Source organism: Bacteroides celer (assembly GCF_002632415.2).
GTDB lineage: Bacteria > Bacteroidota > Bacteroidia > Bacteroidales > Bacteroidaceae > Bacteroides.
On record NZ_CP178209.1, the window covers coordinates 3,313,436 to 3,334,132 of the forward strand.

Sequence of the window (20,697 nt, forward strand, 5' to 3'; positions counted from 1 at the left end):
CTATGGAACAAAAAATAAAATTCCCCCGCTCGCAGAAAGTCTATTTACCCGGTAAACTTTATCCGAATATCCGTGTAGCGATGCGGAAAGTGGAACAAGTGCCCAGTGTCAGCTTTGAAGGCGAAGAAAAGATAGCAACACCGAACCCGGAGATATATGTATATGATACCAGCGGACCGTTCAGCGATACAGATATGAGCATTGATCTTAAAAAAGGACTGCCCCGTATGCGTGAAGAATGGATTGTAGGCCGTGGTGATGTGGAACAACTTCCCGAAATTACTTCGGAATACGGACAAATGAGAAGGGACGATAAAAGTCTCGATCACTTACGTTTCGAGCACATCGCTCTACCCTATCGCGCTAAAAAAGGAGAAGCAATCACTCAAATGGCATACGCCAAAAGAGGGATTATCACCCCTGAAATGGAATATGTAGCAATCCGCGAGAACATGAATTGCGAGGAATTGGGAATCAAGACCCACATTACTCCAGAATTTGTCCGTCAGGAGATTGCAGAGGGACGTGCCGTATTACCGGCCAATATCAACCACCCGGAAGCTGAACCGATGATTATCGGACGCAACTTCCTTGTGAAAATCAATACGAATATCGGAAATTCAGCTACTACTTCAAGCATAGATGAAGAAGTGGAGAAAGCATTGTGGAGCTGCAAATGGGGTGGCGATACCTTGATGGATCTTTCCACAGGAGAAAATATCCATGAAACACGCGAATGGATTATCCGTAATTGTCCCGTACCCGTCGGCACGGTTCCTATTTATCAGGCACTTGAAAAGGTGAACGGCATAGTGGAAGACCTCACCTGGGAAATCTACCGGGATACATTGATTGAACAATGCGAACAAGGTGTAGATTACTTCACCATTCATGCAGGGATCCGCCGCCATAATGTTCATCTTGCCGATAAGCGGTTGTGCGGTATTGTCAGCCGTGGAGGAAGCATTATGAGTAAATGGTGTCTCGTACACGATCAGGAAAGTTTCTTATACGATCACTTTGATGATATTTGTGATATTCTGGCACAATATGATGTAGCCGTTTCTTTAGGCGACGGACTTCGTCCGGGTTCTATCTACGATGCGAACGATGAAGCGCAGTTTGCCGAACTGGATACCATGGGAGAATTAGTGCTTCGTGCCTGGGATAAGAATGTTCAGGCATTTATTGAAGGCCCCGGACACGTTCCGATGCATAAAATCAAAGAGAACATGGAACGTCAGATTGAAAAATGCCATGACGCCCCATTCTATACACTCGGCCCGTTGGTGACGGATATTGCTCCCGGATACGACCATATCACTTCTGCTATCGGTGCCGCACAAATCGGATGGCTGGGTACGGCTATGCTTTGTTATGTCACTCCGAAGGAACACCTTGCCTTACCCGACAAAGAGGATGTACGCGTAGGAGTCATTACCTACAAGATAGCCGCTCACGCCGCTGACCTGGCAAAAGGACACCCGGGTGCACAGGTACGGGACAACGCATTGAGTAAAGCTCGCTATGAGTTCCGCTGGAAAGATCAGTTCGACCTGTCTCTCGACCCGGAACGGGCGCAGACCTATTTCCGTGCAGGACATCATATCGATGGAGAATATTGTACGATGTGCGGACCTAATTTCTGTGCAATGAGATTGTCACGCGATTTAAAGAAAAGCGCTAAAACCAATAAATAATGAGTGGAGAGAAACAGAAAGTCAGCCCACTGACCTACCTTCTCCCCTCATTTCAATTTTTAATTTTTAATTTTCAATTCTCAATTTAATAAGAATGTTCTCCGACGAATTAGAAAAAATATCCTGGGAAGAGACGACAAAAGCCATCTATTCCAAAACAGATGCCGACGTACGCCGTGCATTGGGTAAAAAAGAGCATCTGGATGTCAACGACTTTATGGCGCTGATTTCACCTGCCGCCACTCCTTATCTGGAAGTGATGGCACGCCTTAGTCAGAAATATACGATGGAACGGTTCGGTAAGACTATCTCCATGTTCGTACCACTCTACCTGACTAATTCATGTACCAACTCCTGTGTCTATTGCGGTTTCCACATCAGTAATCCGATGAAGAGAACGATACTGACAGAGGAAGAGATTGTCAACGAATACAAAGCCATCAAACGACTGGCTCCTTTTGAAAATCTACTGCTCGTAACCGGTGAAAACCCTGCCGCAGCAGGTGTTCCCTACATTGCCCGGGCGCTGGATTTGGCAAAACCTTATTTCAGCAACCTGCAAATTGAAGTAATGCCCCTTAAAGCAGAAGAATATCAGGAACTGACTAATCATGGTCTGAATGGAGTGATATGTTTTCAAGAGACTTACCATAAAGCAAATTACAAGACATATCATCCGAGAGGCATGAAGTCTAAATTCGAATGGCGTGTAGACGGCTTCGACCGTATGGGACAGGCAGGTGTACATAAGATTGGCATGGGTGTCCTGATCGGTCTGGAAGAATGGCGGACAGACGTAACGATGATGGCTTATCATCTGCGTTATCTGCAGAAGCATTATTGGAAAACAAAATACAGCGTAAATTTCCCGCGTATGCGTCCGTCTGAAAATGGCGGATTCCAACCGAATGTAGTCATGAACGACCGGGAACTGGCTCAACTTACATTCGCGATGCGAATCTTCGACCACGACGTAGATATCTCCTATTCCACCCGTGAAAGTGCAGAAATCCGGAATCACATGGCAACGCTCGGTGTTACAACCATGAGTGCGGAGAGTAAAACTGAACCGGGAGGATATTACAGTTATCCTCAAACCCTGGAACAATTTCACGTAAGTGATGAGCGAAAGGCGGTTGAAGTGGAACGTGACTTGAAGAAACTGGGTCGCGAACCGGTTTGGAAAGATTGGGATCAGTCTTTTGATTTTAAAAGATAGGCAGATGCGGTACGACAGACAAATCATACTTCCCGAAATCGGAGAAGAAGGTCAGAAGAAACTGCAGGAAGCCAAAGTGCTTATTGTAGGTGTGGGAGGGCTAGGCTCTCCCATCGCTCTCTACCTGGCAGGCGCCGGTGTGGGATGTCTCGGACTGGTAGATGACGATTTGGTAAGCATCACTAACCTGCAACGACAAGTTCTCTATTCCGAAAAGGAATTGGGTAAACCGAAAGCTATCTGTGCAGCGGAACGGCTCTCCGCTCTCAACAGCGAGATCAGAATACATCCCTACTCTACCCGGTTGACGAAAGAAAATGCTTATCATATCATTCAGGAATATGATATAGTAGTCGACGGCTGTGATAACTTTGCCACCCGCTACCTGATTAACGATATCTGCATAGAGCAGAAAAAGCCATACGTATATGGTGCTATCTGCGGCTTTGAAGGACAGGTTTCTGTATTCAACTATGGAAACCAGAAAAAGAACTACCGGGATCTTTATCCTGACGAAGAAGAAATGCAACGAATGCCTCCTCCGCCTAAAGGTGTGATGGGAGTTACTCCTGCTATTGTAGGAAGCGTTGAAGCTACGGAAGTGCTGAAAATAATCTGTGATTTTGGAGATGTTTTAGCCGGCGAACTATGGACAATCGACCTGCGGACATGGCAATCTAACAAATTTTCACTATAAAGGTTGGTTTCTGACATAGTTAATTAGTAACTTTGCTAAGCAATCCAATTTTAACAAAAGAAATGAAACTAATTGTAGTTACCACCCCTACCTTCTTCGTCGAAGAAGATAAGATTATTACCGCTCTTTTCGAAGAGGGGCTGGATGTCCTACATCTTAGGAAGCCGGAAACTCCGGCTATGTATTCGGAACGGCTATTGACACTTATTCCGGATAAATATCACCGCCGTATCGTCACGCATGAACATTTCTATCTGAAAGAAGAATTTAATCTGATGGGTATCCACCTGAATGCACGTAATCCCAAAGAGCCGCATGATTATTATGGTCACATCAGCTGTTCGTGCCATTCAGTGGAGGAGGTAAAAAACAGAAAGCATTTTTACGACTATGTTTTTATGAGTCCTATTTATGATAGTATCTCCAAAGTGAATTACTATTCAACATATACTGCCGAAGAATTGCGTGAAGCACAAAGAGCCAAAATTATCGATTCGAAAGTGATGGCATTGGGAGGTATCAATGAAGATAATTTGCTGGAGATTAAAGATTTCGGTTTCGGAGGAGCCGTCGTATTAGGAGATCTTTGGAACAAATTCGACGCCTGTCAGGATCAGAACTATTTAGCCGTAATCGAGCACTTTAAAAAGTTGAAAAAGCTATCAGATTAATAAAAAGCCGATAGTAAACTGACTGTGCATTCCTATTGTATATCCAATAAAGGAAATGACTTTCTCAATCATAAAATAAAAAAGCCGCTGCGAATTGTCTTCCGCAACGGCTTTCTGTATTTTCGGTGTTTTCTTATCAGAACTTATATCCTACGATAATAGAGAAATTCATGTTTTTAGGATTGCCAACTTTTTCCACATCAACCAGACCAAATTGACCATCCAAGCCTGCAATGATTCTACCAAATTCCAATGCAACTCCTACACCAAGACCTGCATCAAAACGCTTCAAAGCATCATCACCAAAAGTGTCGACTTTACGTTCCGTATCATTACCTAAGTCAAACTTTGTTTTACCGGCAATACCACAAGCAAAATAAGGACCTGCATTCACCACCAAATTAGTATTATCTGCTACATTAAAACGTGCAGCAGCCATTACTGGCAATTCCAAATACATTGCATTAATGCTATTGCCATCTTTCTTTGCACCTTTACTAGTTAAGAATAATGAAGGTTGCAGTGACCATGTATCAGTAAAAGCATATTCAAAACCTCCACCAAGTTTGAATCCAACCTTTGCATTCAGATCAAGATCACCGGTGTAATTACTAAAGTTCATACCTACTTTGGCATTCCAACCTGTAATTTGAGAGAAACCTGCCACTGAAATCAGTACAAATAAAACAAACAAAACACTCTTCTTCATAATTTTAAAGTTTTAAATTAATACTAAAGGTTTTTATTGACCTCATTGTTTAACAATACAAATGTATAATTGTAATTTGTATTAAACAACTTTTTCGTTAACAAGTGCGCAATTTATAGAGATTATACATAAAAAAAGGGAATTCCCTATTTTTGAGAACTCCCTTTCCTAATTTGTTGATTTGTTTTCTTCTTATTAGAATGCGTAATGGAAACCAATTGAAAGATCTTCACTAGTAAGTTCAAGACCAAAAGAATCTCCAAGCGTATTTATATTTCTACGATATCCCAGGAAACCATACTTGGCAATGAAAGAGAAGTGATCGTTCAATTTAACAGCAATACCCGGTCTAAGTCCTACTTGTCCGGCTTTAGTAGTGTCTCCGTCTTTAACCTTCACGAAGCCGAGAGCAGCAGTTCCGTCCAAGAATAGGCGAACCGCACCGGTTTCACAGTAAGTCCAACGAATGTATGGAGCAACAATAACTGAATTCTTTGTTAATCCTCCATTATAATTATGTGAATAATCCAATTCAGCACCCAATGCCCATGTCTCATTAAAGTTGTATCCAACTTCCGGAGCAACTTTAAAAGAAGTAGTGTTGCCTGTGCTGTTACGCCAAACGTTCAAAGATCCGCCTACGTAAATGTCTTGTGCTTTTACAGCGATAGTTGCTAACATTACAACTACCAATAATAAACCCTTTTTCATTTTCTTTGTTTTTTAAAATTAAACGTTAGACCCCAATTCGGTCGATTTCTGGGGTGCAAATGTAAAGCTGTTTTTATGATTAAACAAACATTCAGTTAGTTTTTTATAATAAATACCAAATAAATATTGGGTGGTAAACGGACATCAATACCCAACAGGCATAAAATAAAATAGACTGCAAATACTTTCACAAGTATTTACAGTCTATTTATCAGATAGTTAAGTACCTAACCAGCGTATTTGACTATCCTTCTATTGCTGCTTGCGCCGCCGCCAATCTGGCAATCGGCACTCTGAATGGAGAACAACTAACGTAGTTCAAACCTACCCGGTGACAGAATTTCACTGAAGAAGGCTCACCACCATGTTCACCACAAATACCACATTTCAGATCCGGACGGATAGCACGGCCCTTTTCTGTAGCCATACGTACCAACTGTCCCACGCCATTCTGGTCGAGAACCTGGAACGGGTCTACTTTCAAAATCTTCTTTTCCAGATAAACAGGAAGGAAAGAAGCTATATCATCACGAGAATAACCGAAGGTCATCTGCGTTAAGTCATTTGTACCGAATGAGAAGAACTCGGCAGAAGAAGCGATACGGTCGGCAGTCAAAGCGGCACGCGGAATTTCGATCATTGTACCCACTTTGAAGTCAATGCTATCTCCTACTTCCTCAAACAACTTCTTAGCTTCCGCACGGATTACATTTTCCTGCTCCTTGAATTCATACAAGATACCAGTTAATGGAACCATGATTTCCGGATGAGTTTCCACTCCTTCTTTCTTCAATTCGAGTGCAGCACCCAAGATGGCACGTGTCTGCATCTGTGTAATTTCAGGATAAGTATTTCCCAGACGGCAACCACGGTGACCCAACATCGGGTTATGCTCACACAATGATTCTACACGTTGCTGGATATATTGCAGGCTCACACCCATAGTATCTGCCATTTCTTGCTGTCCCTTCAAATCGTGAGGAACGAACTCATGCAAAGGAGGATCGAGCAAACGAACCGTTACCGGACAACCAGCCATTGCTTTAAAGATACCCTTAAAGTCTTCTTGTTGATATGGAAGAATCTTAGCCAATGCTTTACGACGTCCTTCCGCATTTTCCGCCAAAATCATTTCACGCATTGCCTTGATCTTTTCACCTTCGAAGAACATGTGTTCCGTACGGCAAAGACCAATACCTACCGCACCGAAGTTACGAGCCACTTCCGCATCATGAGGAGTATCCGCATTCGTACGTACCTGCAGACGAGTATACTTATCAGCCAGCGTCATTAATTCGGCAAAGTCACCGGAAAGTTCTGCAGCCTGTGTTTCTACCTTACCATTATATACCACACCTGTACTTCCGTTCAGAGAGATATAATCGCCTTCTTTCAACACAACACCGTCAATTTCTACGGTACGGTTTTTATAATCGATATTCAATGCACCTGCACCTGATACACAACATTTACCCATACCACGAGCCACAACAGCAGCATGAGAAGTCATACCGCCACGAGCCGTAAGAATACCTTCGGCAACTGCCATACCGGCCAAGTCTTCCGGAGAAGTTTCGATACGAACCATTACCACACGTTTACCGGCAGCATGCCATTCAGCAGCGTCGTCAGCAAAGAACACAACCTGACCGGTTGCAGCACCCGGAGAAGCCGGAAGACCACGAGTCAACACTTTGGCTTTCTTCAAAGCATCCTTATCGAATACAGGGTGAAGCAATTCATCGAGTTTATTCGGTTCCACGCGCATCAAAGCAGTCTTTTCGTCAATCATGCCCTGACGGAGCAAATCCATAGCGATCTTCACCATAGCAGCACCTGTACGCTTACCGTTACGTGTCTGAAGGAACCAGAGTTTACCTTCTTGTACGGTGAACTCCATGTCCTGCATATCTTTATAATGATTTTCCAGTTTAGTCTGGAGAGCATCTAATTCTTTATAGATTTCCGGCATTGCCTCTTCCATGGAAGGGAACTTTGCTGCGCGAACATCTTCGGTCACACCAGCCAATACAGCCCAACGTTGAGAACCAATCTTGGTGATCTGTTGCGGAGTACGGATACCGGCCACTACATCTTCACCTTGTGCGTTAATCAGATATTCACCATTGAAAAGGTCTTCACCTGTACCGGCATCACGTGAGAAACAAACACCAGTAGCCGAAGTTTCACCCATATTACCGAACACCATAGCCTGTACATTGACAGCTGTACCCCATTCATCAGGTATACTTTCCATCTTACGGTAAAGGATAGCGCGTTCATTCATCCATGAATCAAATACGGCACATATAGCTCCCCAAAGTTGTTCGTATGCACCAGTCGGGAAATCTTTTCCGGTCTGTTCCTTTACGGCAGCTTTAAATTTCTTTACGAGTTCCTGCAAGTCTTCCACTTTCAACTCGTTATCCAGTTCTACCCCTTTCGCTTTCTTCACCTCTTCAATGATTGCTTCGAACGGGTCGATATCATCTTTATTGGTAGGCTTCATGCCCAATACTACGTCACCGTACATCTGCACAAAACGACGATAAGAGTCCCATGCAAAGCGTGCATTACCTGTCTTACGGATAATACCTTCTACCACTTCGTCATTCAATCCCAAGTTCAGAATCGTATCCATCATACCCGGCATAGATGCGCGCGCACCGGAACGTACAGACACCAACAAAGGATTTTCAACGTCACCAAATTTAGATTTCATCAACGTTTCCACGTGAGTGATTGCTTTTACCACTTCATCTTTCAGCAGCTCAACCACTTTATCACGTCCTAACGTATTGTATTCCGTACAAACATCTGTAGTTATTGTGAATCCGGGAGGGACAGGAATTCCGATTAAATTCATTTCTGCAAGGTTGGCCCCCTTACCACCGAGCAAATTCTTCATGTCAGCCTTTCCTTCTGCCTGACCATTACCAAAGGTATAAACTCTTTTTTTATCCATAATATTGTGTTTAAAGTTACATTATGTTTTTTTTCTGTTCGCAAATCTAAGGATATTTCGCAAACTTGAAAACTTTTTGCGAAAAAACTTTCTATCAAAATGCAATTTCGACATTACAATCCGGAATATTTCTGTATACCCGAATTTTTTCCAAAAAAAATACCTACTTTTGCAAAGTAATTATTAGACTGGTGTAAAAGTGGCAAGAAAGAAAAAAGAGCTTCCCTTATTGGAGAAGGTAACAATCATGGATGTGGCTGCCGAAGGAAAAGCCATCGCAAAAGTAAACGACCTGGTGATTTTTGTTCCCTATGTAGTGCCGGGTGATGTCGTAGACCTGCAAATCAAGCGTAAAAAGAATAAATATGCCGAAGCTGAAGCGGTGAAGTTTCACGAGCTGTCGCCCAATCGCGCTGTTCCTTTCTGCCAACACTATGGCGTATGCGGTGGCTGCAAGTGGCAAGTGCTCCCCTATTCGGAGCAGATCAGATATAAGCAAAAGCAAGTGGAAGATAATTTGAGACGTATCGGGAAAATCGAACTTCCCGAAATTTCTCCGATTCTCGGTTCTGACAAGACGGAATTCTACAGGAACAAACTGGAATTCACCTTCTCAAATAAACGCTGGTTGACAAACGAAGAAGTTCGTCAGGATGTGAAGTATGACCAGATGAATGCGGTGGGTTTCCACATCCCGGGAGCCTTTGACAAGGTGCTGGCTATTGAGAAATGCTGGTTACAGGATGATATATCCAACCGTATCCGCAACGCTGTACGTGACTACGCTTACGAACACGATTACTCTTTCATCAATCTGCGCACACAGGAAGGTATGCTGCGGAATATGATTGTACGCACCTCTTCAACTGGCGAACTGATGGTGATCGTTATTTGCAAGATTACAGAAGATCACGAAATGGAACTGTTCAAGCAGTTACTCCAGTTCGTAGCAGACTCTTTCCCTGAAATCACTTCTCTTCTATACATTATTAATAATAAGTGCAACGACACAATCAATGATTTGGATGTGCATGTATTTAAAGGGAAAGATCACATCTTTGAAGAAATGGAGGGACTGCGTTTCAAAGTAGGACCGAAATCATTCTATCAGACCAACTCGGAACAGGCTTATAATTTATATAAAGTAGCCCGTGAATTTGCCGGATTAACAGGCAACGAACTGGTATATGACCTCTATACAGGAACGGGAACAATCGCCAACTTCGTATCACGCCAGGCTCGCCAGGTAATCGGTATCGAATATGTGCCGGAAGCTATCGAAGACGCAAAGGTAAATGCAGAAATCAATGATATCAAGAATGCACTGTTTTATGCCGGCGACATGAAAGATATGCTGACACAGGATTTCATCAATCAGCATGGACGTCCGGATGTAATTATCACAGACCCTCCACGTGCCGGCATGCATCAGGATGTGGTTGACGTCATTTTGTTTGCTGAACCGAAACGGATTGTTTATGTAAGCTGCAACCCTGCCACTCAAGCACGGGATCTGCAGTTGCTTGATGAGAAGTATAAAGTGAAAGCCGTCCAACCGGTAGATATGTTCCCTCACACTCACCATGTAGAAAATGTTGTGTTACTGGAACTTCGATAAAAAGTTCACCGCAGATTACCCAGGTTAACACAGATTTTTATTATTGATTATTATAATGTGTGTAATCTGTGGTGAAAAATAAAATCTCAAAAGAAGAAAAAGAAATGAAAAAAAGACCCAGAAGAACTCCTGCTGAAAAAGCACGCGCTCAATATACAAATTATGCAGTGAAAGAACCTATGGAACTAATGGAGTTCCTCGCTGCCAAGATGCCGGACGCAAGTCGCACCAAATTGAAATCGTTGCTAAGCAAGCGGGTGGTGTTTGTTGATAATGTGATAACCACGCAATTCAACTTCCCGTTGGAACCGGGCATGAAGGTACAAATCAGCAAAGAGAAAGGAAAGAAGGAATTTAATAACAGACTGCTGAAAATCGTGTATGAAGATGCCTATATCATTGTTGTCGAAAAGATGCAGGGACTTTTATCAGTCAATACGGAACGCCAGAAAGAGCGCACGGCCTACACGATACTCAATGAATATGTGCAACGCTCCGGACGTCAATTCCGTGTGTTTATCGTTCATCGCCTGGACAGGGACACTTCCGGTCTGATGATGTTTGCCAAAGACGAAAAAACACAGCGGACCCTGCGCGACAACTGGCATGATATAGTGACCGACCGCCGATATGTAGCTGTAGTGGAAGGTAATATGGAGAAAGATTATGATACAGTCGTTTCCTGGCTGACTGATAAAACGCTTTATGTAAGTTCCAGCGAGTATGATGACGGCGGCTCAAAATCTATAACCCACTACAGGACAATCAAACGTGCCAACGGATATTCCCTGTTGGAGCTCGATCTGGAAACCGGCCGGAAGAACCAGATTCGTGTGCATATGCAGGATTTAGGTCATCCCATTATCGGTGACGGAAGATATGGAAGAGAAGATTCCCCCAATCCTATCGGACGTCTGGCACTCCATGCTTTCAAACTTTGTTTCTATCATCCGGTAACGGGAGATTTGATGGAGTTCGAGACGCCTTATCCGGCAGAGTTCAAGAAGCTATTTTTGAAAAAATAAAACTACACTCAAAAAAAAGAAAAGGAGTTAGATCAATTGATTTTGATTTAACTCCTTTTTCTATTAAAATCAGATCTTATTCTATTGCATTTGCAACTCAATATAATCAATATATCCTCCATCAAGATACAGGTCACCTTGCAAATAACGCCCACTGACACGAACGCCCCTTATCTCACGTAAAGCAAAATCACGCCCATAATCAAGGTACAATGTGCCATAATCAACCCACCACCGGAAAGGCAAATCACCTGCAGATTTACCATTATAATCATAAACCTGATAGTCTATTCCCAGCCCATTATTATCCAAGCGAATACCACTTTCTATCAGATTATAATCAGAACCGAACCACAAATCACCCACCCAGGTGCGTCCCATCAAATCGTCATAAATATCTTCATCGTCTTCACACGAAGTAAAGCCAACCAATAAAGTCAGCATCATTAAGATACCTGCATATCTTTTTATCATTTTCATAATTCTCTAGTTTATTGCGTTTATTAATACAAAATTAGCATTTTATATTTACTATACATCACAAGCCACAAGTTTTTTGTACCTTTGCAAAGATAATATTAAATTTTCCACATGAAACTTCTTTGGCTTGATTTAAATAGTTCGTACGCTCATTCTTCGCTGGCATTGCCAGCCTTACATGCCCAGATAGCAAATAATACAGACATTGAATGGTGTACGGTCTCCGCCACTATCAATGAAAATACCGGTAGTGTCGTCAATCAAATCTACCGCCATCAACCGGACATCATTGCAGCTACCAACTGGCTATTTAATCACGAGCAACTCCTGCACATCGTTTCACGCGCAAAAGCGTTACTACCTCACTGCTGTGTTATACTCGGAGGTCCCGAGTTTTTAGGAGATAATGAAGCTTTCTTATATAAGAACAAATTTGTAAGCGGAGTGTTTCGCGGAGAAGGCGAAGAAGTATTTCCTTTATGGTTAAAAGTGTGGAATCAGCCAAGAAAAGAATGGAAATCAATCACAGGACTCTGCTATCTGGATGAATCGGAAGCATACCATGACAACGGGCTCGCCCGTGTCATGAACTTTTCCGAATTAGTCCCTCCTGAAGAGAGCCGTTTCTTCAATTGGAGCAAACCCTTTGTGCAATTAGAAACTACCCGCGGATGTTTTAACACCTGTGCCTTTTGTGTCAGTGGAGGTGAAAAACCGGTTCGCACCCTATCTCTTGAAGCAACCCGGAAACGTCTTGACGTGATACACCAACACGGAATCAAAAATGTACGGGTACTGGACCGCACTTTCAATTACAACAACAAACGGGCAAAAGAATTACTAAATCTATTCCGCGAATACCCGGATATCTGTTTTCATCTGGAAATTCATCCTGCACTCCTTTCTGATGAACTCAAACGGGAATTAGCCACCCTTCCTAAAGGACTGCTACACCTGGAAGCCGGAATCCAAAGCCTTCGGGAAAACGTGCTTGAACAAAGCCGGAGAATAGGAAAACTCTCCGATGCTCTGGCCGGACTCAAGTATCTATGTTCACTTGAAAACATGGAAACCCATGCCGACTTAATAGCAGGGCTCCCACTCTACCATCTATCAGAAATTTTCGATGATGTCCGTACTTTAGCAGAATATGGCGCAGGAGAAATCCAACTGGAATTCCTCAAATTACTTCCAGGCACCGAAATGAAAAGAAGAGCGGACGAATTAGGCATACAGTACTCTCCACTCCCTCCATACGAAGTTCTTCAAACTCGTGAAATCACCGTAGATGAATTACAGACAGCACATTATCTGTCCCGCCTGTTAGACGGTTTCTATAATACCCCAACTTGGCGAAGCATCACACGGATACTCATTCTCGAAAACCCTCATTTTATACATGAGTTACTCGATCATTTAGTTCAAACAGATGTGATTGACACCCCTCTTAGCCTGGAAAAAAGAGGATTAATCCTCTATGACTTCTGCAAGAATCATTATCCCGACTACCTGACACAAGTCAGCATTGCATGGATAGAAGCGGGTATGTCATTAAAAAAAGCTCCGGCAGAAAAAGTAAGAACCAAAAGACAGCTACCACCTGAAAGCTGGGAAATAGAATACGGAGCATATCGCGAGAATCTACGATTATGTTTCCTTCCCACCGATGAAGAAGGACATGGTTACTGGTTTGGTTTTGAGTCGGAGATTCAGAAGATACAACCGGTTTTCAAGGCTAAAAAACTATCATAAATAAAAGAAAAGTATTCTCATATTATGTGAAATTATTATTAGTCGCTAATCGTTTAGAGCAGCATTTCCTGTTTTCCACCGTCCATACAATAAACTTTACTAGCACAGTGTATGGACATTCGAAAATATCAATTCAATATTTTTTGCCTATTATTGTTTCCCTTATCCGCAACAGGACAAGAATGGAACAAACAGGATTCATTGAGACTTCAGCAAATGCTGGAATCCGGTCAGGAGATCAAGATAAATAGAAAGTTTATCGAAAAAGTAGAGCAAAACATGTACTCTCGAAAACCGTTCGTAGATTTTGATCCCACACTACCGACTTTAAAATCTTCCATGATTTTTTCGAAACCTTCCATTCGCACTTATCAGACATTCCTAAAACCGGGTTCCACCTTTTTACCCACTTACTCCTGGTTAAGAATAAACAAGAATCTTGTGCTGCACAGTAAAAGTAATTTTGCAGAAAATTCCAGTTGCTTTCATATCCAAAGCCAAATAGAATATAATTTATCTCCCAAATGGTCTCTCAACATCTATGGCGTACAAAACCTTGATACCCGAAAACACCGGGGCCTCCCCTCCGAAGTGGAACCCACCCAATTGGGTAGTAATGTTGTTCTCAAAATAAATAAAAACTGGAAAATAAAAACAGGGGTACAATACCAATACAATGTCCTCCGCAAAAGATGGGAATGGATACCTCAAATTAGTGTTTCATACGAATGGTAACCCGTGCCGACAATCAGGAATCGAAAAGTTTTAGAAAACAAGAAAGCATATTTTCCATTTATTCTCGTACCTTTGTCATACGATTAAATATGCTATCATAATGAAGAACTTTATCAAGGGATTCCGGTTTACCCCCTCTAATTATCCGGCAGAAGTAGAAGCAAAAATACAGAAATACAGAAAGCAAGGTTATAAACTTCCACCGCGCAAAGTACTCCGTACTCCCGAGCAACTGGAAGGTATCCGGGAAAGTGCCAAAATCAATACTGCACTGCTGGACTATATTTCAGAGAATATCCGGGAAGGCATGTCCACCGAAGAAATTGATGTGCTAGTGTATGATTTCACTACCAGTCACGGTGCCATCCCTGCCCCACTCAACTACGAAGGATTTCCCAAAAGTGTTTGCACCAGCATCAACGATGTAGTGTGCCACGGAATACCCAATAAAAATGAGATTCTGAAAAGCGGAGATATTATCAATGTAGATGTTTCCACCATTTACAAAGGATATTTTTCCGATGCATCCCGTATGTTTATGATTGGAGACGTCAACCCTGATATGCAAAAGTTAGTACAGGTAACCAAAGAATGTATGGAAATAGGAATTGCTGCCGCACAACCCTGGAAACAGCTGGGTGATGTAGGCGCCGCCATCCAGGAACATGCAGAAAAGAACGGATTCAGCGTAGTCCGTGATCTCTGCGGACATGGCGTAGGGATGCAATTCCATGAGGAACCGGACGTAGAACATTTCGGACGCCGGGGCACAGGCATGATGATTGTGCCGGGCATGACCTTCACCATCGAACCCATGATCAATATGGGAACCTACGAAGTGTTTATAGACGATGCCGACGGATGGACTGTCTGTACCGACGACGGACTGCCTTCCGCCCAATGGGAAAATATGATTCTGATTACTGAAACCGGAAACGAAACTCTGACATATTAATGGAACTGATTCTACTTATTGTTATTGCCGTGTTAATGATAGTCCTACTTGTATTATCACTAACCAAAGGCAACAATCAAACTCAAGCAGAACAATTACAAATAGCCTTGCGCCAGCAAATGCAGGAAAACCGGGAAGAACTGAACCGCAGCATCCGGGAACTTCGCATGGAAATGACGCAAACGCTGAACCAGAATATGCAACAGCTCCAAGATGTTCTGCACAAGAATATGATGACTACCGGAGAACTGCAACGACAGAAATTCGACATGATGGCCCGCCAGCAGGAAGCATTACTGAAATCCACCGAGAAACGACTGGATGATATGCGCCTGATGGTGGAAGAAAAGCTCCAGAAAACCCTGAATGAACGTATCGGCCAATCATTCGAAATCGTCCGTTCGCAACTTGAGAACGTGCAAAAAGGACTGGGAGAAATGAAATCTCTTGCTCAAGATGTCGGCGGACTAAAAAAGGTATTGAGCAACGTAAAGATGAGAGGAACGTTCGGCGAAGTCCAACTGGGTGCACTCTTAGAACAAATGATGAGCCCCGAACAGTACGACGCCAATGTCAAAACAAAAAAGAGCGGAACCGAATTTGTAGAATTTGCCATCAAGCTTCCGGGAAAAGATGACGCCAACAGCACCGTCTACCTCCCCATCGACGCCAAATTTCCGAAAGATGTATACGAACAATATTATGACGCATTCGAAGCGGGAGACGCAGCATTGATGGAATCGTCCGGCAAACAATTGGAAAATACAATCAAAAAGATGGCAAAAGACATCCATGATAAATATGTGGACCCGCCTTTTACCACAGATTTTGCCATCATGTTCCTCCCGTTTGAAAGCATATATGCCGAAGTAATCCGACGTACCAGTCTCATCGAAACACTCCAAAAGGAGTATAAGATTGTAGTTACAGGTCCGACAACATTAGGAGCCATCCTCAACAGTCTCCAGATGGGATTCCGTACACTTGCCATCCAAAAACGTACCGGAGAAGTCTGGACCGTATTGGGAGCTGTCAAAACAGAATTCAGTAAATTCGGAGGGTTACTTGAAAAAGTACAAAAGAACTTGCAAAGCGCTGGTGACCAACTCGAAGAAGTCATGGGAAAACGAACACGTGCCATCGAACGCAAACTGCGGCAAGTGGAACAGTTGCCACACGAAGAAAGCCAAAAGATTCTCCCTATTGACGTAGAGGACGATTTGACAGATTACTAACTGATATTATTTAGGGACGGATTACACGATAAACACGGAAAGAAAATAAACTTATCCGTGCAATTCGTATAATCCGTGCCTAAAAAATTAGAGAGAGTGTTTCGACACACCTCGACACTAAATAGAAAATGCTCTACAACATTTCCATATCACGTCAATCCGCATAACTCCGCAAAGCCAAATTCTTCACCCAAAGAACGAAGATACCCGTCAGAATCAGATTCAATACCAGAGTAAGCACTGAAATAACCAATGCCGGGCCACCCAAGTTATATCCCAATGCAATGAAAATGATTCCGGCCCCTACCTCACCACGGGTAAACATACCGATGGAAAGAGCCAGTCGCTCACTTAATTTCCGGTCACGATAGAAGAACATCGGACAAAGCTTTCCTATATTCGACAATAAAGAGACAATCACCACATGAAACATAATCATTCCCCACGACATCATCTCCTGTGATCCCGTTACAGAATAAGAACCTGCATGAGTCTCCGCAAAGTTCACTCCGATAAAATGCGGCATACTCATTCCCACCAGAAACATGAAGAAAAATGAAATCCCGGTAGCCACCTTTCGTTCCACAGGTGTGTCATATTCCTTATGTTTCATAATCATACCCAGAACAAATGCCGGCAACAGGACTTCAATATGAATACTTCCCTCGTCCCCATACAATTCTTTACTCCCCAGATACAGTATTTGAGTAGCCAGAAATATAATCACTGAATAAAAGAGGATAGCCTTCCAATCCTGACGCCAATCATACTTATTCAATCTTTGCCAACCGATCGACAATAACAAGAACACAATTACCACTACAATAATCAACTGCCAGCGCAGTCCGATCATCATAATCTGAAGAGGAATCATCAAAAGAATCGTATCCAAATCGTCGAAAATAGCCAATACCTGTATCTTCTTGTAAATCCAACTGGACTTCAGTCCGATAGCCGCCAACATCGTAAACAGAATACCGGCTGATGTAGGTGCAGCAAAACGGCTTAACAATAAATTCTCCTTCCATGCTTCCCAACTATTCCAAAACTCGGGAGGAAGCAATACAAACACATAATAAATAGCAATCATAAACCATGGTAAAGCAGCCGTAGCCATAGCTATAAAATAATCTTGAGCGTAACTTTTCCACCGTGTTTTATCAAGGACGAACTCACGGCCTACATTAATCATTATAAAACTAAGACATACATAGAGTAGTACATTCGATATGGATTTAACAGCTCCATACCCATCTCCTGCCATCATCGGCAGGAATTGCGAAACCACGAGCCCCAACATCAGGAAGCCCGAAAAAGACAGAATTTTTCTCATATTTATAGTTGTTTGTTGCTAAAAAGTAATTGCCAAGGAAAGCTCTGCAGACAGAAGGCAATCACCTGGTGTATTAAAAACTAACCGCAAGTCAATTTGTTCAGAACAGATCTCTGAAAAATTGCTTGCGGCAGTATTTTTAATCCAGCTTCAGTACGGCGAGGAAGGCTTTTTGCGGCACTTCCACGTTACCGATTTGTTTCATTCGTTTTTTACCTTTTTTCTGCTTTTCAAGCAGTTTACGTTTACGGCTCACGTCACCACCATAACACTTCGCTGTCACATCCTTACGAACAGCCTTAATCGTTTCACGGGAAATAATCTTAGCCCCGATAGCTGCCTGAATGGCAATATCAAACTGCTGGCGCGGAATAAGCTCTTTCAGCTTCTCACACATCCGGCGTCCCATATCGTAAGCATTGTCAATATGCGTCAAAGTAGAAAGAGCATCCACAGGCTCACCGTTCAACAAAATATCCAGCTTCACCAGCTTCGAAGTACGGAAACCATTCGGATGATAATCAAACGACGCATACCCTTTGGAAATACTCTTCAACTTATCATAAAAGTCAATCACAATTTCTCCCAAAGGCATATTGTAATAGATTTCCACCCGGTTACCGGAGATATATTCCTGTTTAATCAATTCACCACGCTTACCCAGACAAAGCGTCATAATAGGACCGATATAATCAGTCGTTGTAATAATAGATGCTTTGATATACGGTTCCTCGATATGGTCAATCATCGTCGGGTCGGGCATACCACCGGGGTTGTGCACCTCCTTCATATTGCCCTGCTTATCATATATATGGTAGGACACGTTCGGTACCGTAGTAATCACATTCATGTCAAACTCACGGTCCAGACGCTCCTGCACAATCTCCATGTGGAGCAATCCGAGGAAACCACAACGGAAACCAAAACCCAAAGCCAATGAAGACTCCGGTTGGAAAGTCAACGACGCATCATTCAGCTGCAACTTTTCCAAAGACGCGCGAAGATCTTCAAAATCTTCCGCCTCAATCGGGTACACTCCGGCAAACACCATCGGCTTCACCTCCTCAAACCCGGCAATAGCCTTGTCACACGGACGGGCAATATGTGTAATGGTATCTCCCACCTTCACCTCTTTGGAAGTTTTGATACCGGAAATTATATATCCTACATCCCCCGTACGAAGTTCGTTACGAGGCACCATATCCATTTTCAACACCCCTATTTCATCGGCATCATACTCTTTTCCCGTATTGAAGAACTTCACCTTGTCGCCCTTGCGAATCGTGCCGTTTTCAATCTTGAAATAAGCTATAATTCCACGGAAAGAGTTGAATACAGAGTCGAAAATCAAAGCCTGCAACGGCGCCTCTTCATTCCCTTCGGGATGAGGAATACGTTCAATCACAGCAGCCAGTATCTCTTCCACTCCCATACCCGTTTTACCGGATGCACGGATTACCTCCTCGCGCTTGCAACCCAACAGTTCAACGATTTCGTCCTCCACTTCTTCGGGATTGGCGCTCGCCATATCGCATTTATTGATAACCGGAATAATCTCAAGGTCGTGTTCAATGGCCATATACAGATTCGAGATCGTCTGCGCCTGCACTCCCTGCGAAGCATCGACAATCAGCAATGCCCCTTCACATGCAGCGATAGAACGTGACACCTCATACGAAAAGTCCACGTGTCCCGGAGTATCAATCAGGTTAAGGACATACTTCTCCCCCTGATAAGTATATTCCATCTGGATCGCATGGCTCTTGATAGTGATCCCTCTTTCTTTTTCCAGATCCATATTATCAAGCATCTGCCCCGAAGTCACCTGAATAGTGTGTGTAAACTCCAACAAACGGTCGGCCAAAGTCGATTTTCCGTGGTCAATATGAGCAATAATGCAAAAGTTGCGTATATTCTTCATTCTGAATTCTTATTATTTTTAGCTTTTTGGTGTGCAAAGATACGTAAATGGCGGAATAAAAAAAAATGCGTTGATAACATTATGACCATGTACCAACGCATTTTTTTTATTGCTTAAGTGAGTTACTCGCTTAGATCAATTTGATGAAGAGTTCACCTTCAACTTCTTCCACAGAGACTTTGTCTTCTCTCAATAACCAGCCAAGGCCGAGGAACAGATCTTTGTCAACCAATTTAGTTGCTTTTTTAAGCTGCTTGGCAGTCATTCCTTCTGTTTCGTTCAGTGCATTCCAGATAGTACCTGCAATTACACCAGCTTTTTCTTTCAACATTTGCTTTGCAATTTTAGTTAGACATGCTTAAAATCATCCGGTCCAAAAGACTTTCAGATTTTATTTCGGAGGCAAAGATAGTTATTTTTATGTTATATAACACTTTATTGAGCACTTTTTTATCGTTTTTGTAATAAAAAAGCATTTTTTCTTTCATTTAGGATGCTTTTCGAGATATTCCGACCAAATTCTTGCCGCTTCTTCCACCATTTTAGCGCAAGGACGCTTGCTATAATATTGAGCAGTACGCTCTTCCGGAATCGTTGAAACGGGATCTTTTTTCTTTAATCCCAACAATTCGCCACAAATCAGCGAGCCGTTACGCTTCTTAAATTCAGCCGCCAGTTCTTGCACCACCGCATAATTGGCAGCTTTTCCTTCCCGGTCTGTCGCTTCCGTAGCGCCGGTTTCCAAGCCCGCCACCAAAAACATGCCGCAGGCAGCTCCACACGTCTCACGCATTCGTCCTATCCCCCCGCCAAAGGAAGCACCCATACGCAACGCCTGTTCCTGTGTAAATCCATACATATCCGCAAAGGCCGCTACTACCGACTGTGAACAGTTGTATCCGCTCTTAAAAAGCTCCACTGCTTTCTGTATTCTATCTTCCATAAACTATTTTGCATTTTTATTTCGCACA

Annotated in this window: 18 protein-coding genes; 10 read left to right on the plus strand and 8 right to left on the minus strand. The window is 42.9% G+C overall.

Annotation, left to right across the window (positions count from 1 at the left end):
• Positions 1–2: 2 nt before the first annotated feature.
• The 4 genes from thiC to CJF29_RS13495 all read left to right on the plus strand — a co-directional run bounded on the left by thiC (position 3) and on the right by CJF29_RS13495 (position 4,287).
• Positions 3–1,700, plus strand: coding sequence for a phosphomethylpyrimidine synthase ThiC (gene thiC, locus CJF29_RS13480; RefSeq protein WP_099145919.1), 1,698 nt, complete (start codon positions 3–5; stop codon positions 1,698–1,700).
• Between the two features lie 94 nt (positions 1,701–1,794).
• Positions 1,795–2,919 (plus strand): 2-iminoacetate synthase ThiH, encoded by a 1,125-nt coding sequence (thiH, locus tag CJF29_RS13485; RefSeq protein WP_004295704.1) that lies wholly within the window; start codon positions 1,795–1,797, stop codon positions 2,917–2,919.
• 4 nt (positions 2,920–2,923) lie between these two features.
• Positions 2,924–3,616 (plus strand): HesA/MoeB/ThiF family protein, encoded by a 693-nt coding sequence (locus tag CJF29_RS13490; protein WP_004303541.1) that lies wholly within the window; start codon positions 2,924–2,926, stop codon positions 3,614–3,616.
• 62 nt (positions 3,617–3,678) lie between these two features.
• On the plus strand, positions 3,679–4,287 hold the full coding sequence (locus tag CJF29_RS13495; protein ID WP_004295702.1) for a thiamine phosphate synthase: 609 nt from the start codon (positions 3,679–3,681) through the stop codon (positions 4,285–4,287).
• A 136-nt stretch (positions 4,288–4,423) separates the two neighbouring features.
• On the opposite strand, the gene CJF29_RS13500 is transcribed toward CJF29_RS13495, so the two are convergent.
• The 3 genes from CJF29_RS13500 to ppdK form a co-directional block, all read right to left on the minus strand.
• Positions 4,424–4,996, minus strand: a complete 573-nt coding sequence (locus tag CJF29_RS13500) for a porin family protein (protein WP_099145920.1) — start codon at positions 4,994–4,996, stop codon at positions 4,424–4,426.
• A 195-nt stretch (positions 4,997–5,191) separates the two neighbouring features.
• The gene (locus tag CJF29_RS13505; RefSeq protein ID WP_074557033.1) at positions 5,192–5,707 is read right to left on the minus strand and encodes an outer membrane beta-barrel protein; all 516 of its coding nucleotides are present in this window, start codon (positions 5,705–5,707) and stop codon (positions 5,192–5,194) included.
• Positions 5,708–5,951: 244 nt separating this feature from the next.
• The gene (ppdK, locus tag CJF29_RS13510) at positions 5,952–8,672 is read right to left on the minus strand and encodes a pyruvate, phosphate dikinase (RefSeq protein WP_004317964.1); all 2,721 of its coding nucleotides are present in this window, start codon (positions 8,670–8,672) and stop codon (positions 5,952–5,954) included.
• 253 nt (positions 8,673–8,925) lie between these two features.
• Between ppdK and rlmD the strand changes: the two genes are divergently transcribed.
• Entirely contained in the window at positions 8,926–10,290 is a 1,365-nt protein-coding gene (gene rlmD / locus CJF29_RS13515) for a 23S rRNA (uracil(1939)-C(5))-methyltransferase RlmD (RefSeq protein WP_099145939.1), read from the plus strand.
• Between the two features lie 104 nt (positions 10,291–10,394).
• Positions 10,395–11,315 carry an RluA family pseudouridine synthase gene (locus CJF29_RS13520; protein WP_099145921.1) on the plus strand — a complete coding sequence of 307 codons (921 nt, stop codon included), beginning with the start codon at positions 10,395–10,397 and terminating at the stop codon, positions 11,313–11,315.
• An 81-nt stretch (positions 11,316–11,396) separates the two neighbouring features.
• On the opposite strand, the gene CJF29_RS13525 is transcribed toward CJF29_RS13520, so the two are convergent.
• Positions 11,397–11,795: a hypothetical protein gene (locus CJF29_RS13525; protein ID WP_099145922.1), complete on the minus strand. Its 399-nt coding sequence runs from the start codon at positions 11,793–11,795 to the stop codon at positions 11,397–11,399.
• Between the two features lie 111 nt (positions 11,796–11,906).
• Here CJF29_RS13525 and CJF29_RS13530 point away from each other — a divergent pair, with 111 nt between their 5' ends.
• From CJF29_RS13530 to CJF29_RS13545, 4 genes are all read left to right on the plus strand, one after another.
• Positions 11,907–13,547 carry a B12-binding domain-containing radical SAM protein gene (locus tag CJF29_RS13530; protein ID WP_099145923.1) on the plus strand — a complete coding sequence of 547 codons (1,641 nt, stop codon included), beginning with the start codon at positions 11,907–11,909 and terminating at the stop codon, positions 13,545–13,547.
• 111 nt (positions 13,548–13,658) lie between these two features.
• Complete coding sequence (locus CJF29_RS13535; protein WP_004295608.1) at positions 13,659–14,282, plus strand: DUF4858 domain-containing protein; 624 nt, start codon at positions 13,659–13,661, stop codon at positions 14,280–14,282.
• 100 nt (positions 14,283–14,382) lie between these two features.
• Complete coding sequence (gene map, locus CJF29_RS13540) at positions 14,383–15,237, plus strand: type I methionyl aminopeptidase (protein ID WP_099145924.1); 855 nt, start codon at positions 14,383–14,385, stop codon at positions 15,235–15,237.
• Positions 15,237–16,472 carry a DNA recombination protein RmuC gene (locus tag CJF29_RS13545; RefSeq protein WP_004303563.1) on the plus strand — a complete coding sequence of 412 codons (1,236 nt, stop codon included), beginning with the start codon at positions 15,237–15,239 and terminating at the stop codon, positions 16,470–16,472. The genes map and CJF29_RS13545 overlap by 1 nt, the downstream gene beginning before the upstream one ends.
• Positions 16,473–16,626: 154 nt before the next feature.
• Here CJF29_RS13545 and CJF29_RS13550 read toward each other — a convergent pair whose 3' ends face one another.
• The 4 genes from CJF29_RS13550 to CJF29_RS13565 all read right to left on the minus strand — a co-directional run bounded on the left by CJF29_RS13550 (position 16,627) and on the right by CJF29_RS13565 (position 20,669).
• Positions 16,627–17,805, minus strand: coding sequence for a sodium:proton antiporter (locus CJF29_RS13550; protein ID WP_074636117.1), 1,179 nt, complete (start codon positions 17,803–17,805; stop codon positions 16,627–16,629).
• Between the two features lie 139 nt (positions 17,806–17,944).
• Entirely contained in the window at positions 17,945–19,726 is a 1,782-nt protein-coding gene (gene lepA, locus CJF29_RS13555; RefSeq protein WP_074636118.1) for a translation elongation factor 4, read from the minus strand.
• A 130-nt stretch (positions 19,727–19,856) separates the two neighbouring features.
• A complete protein-coding gene (locus CJF29_RS13560) occupies positions 19,857–20,057 on the minus strand; it encodes a winged helix-turn-helix domain-containing protein (protein ID WP_004295603.1) in 201 nt (66 codons plus the stop codon).
• A 153-nt stretch (positions 20,058–20,210) separates the two neighbouring features.
• Positions 20,211–20,669 (minus strand): C-GCAxxG-C-C family protein, encoded by a 459-nt coding sequence (locus CJF29_RS13565; protein WP_004295601.1) that lies wholly within the window; start codon positions 20,667–20,669, stop codon positions 20,211–20,213.
• Positions 20,670–20,697: the final 28 nt, after the last annotated feature.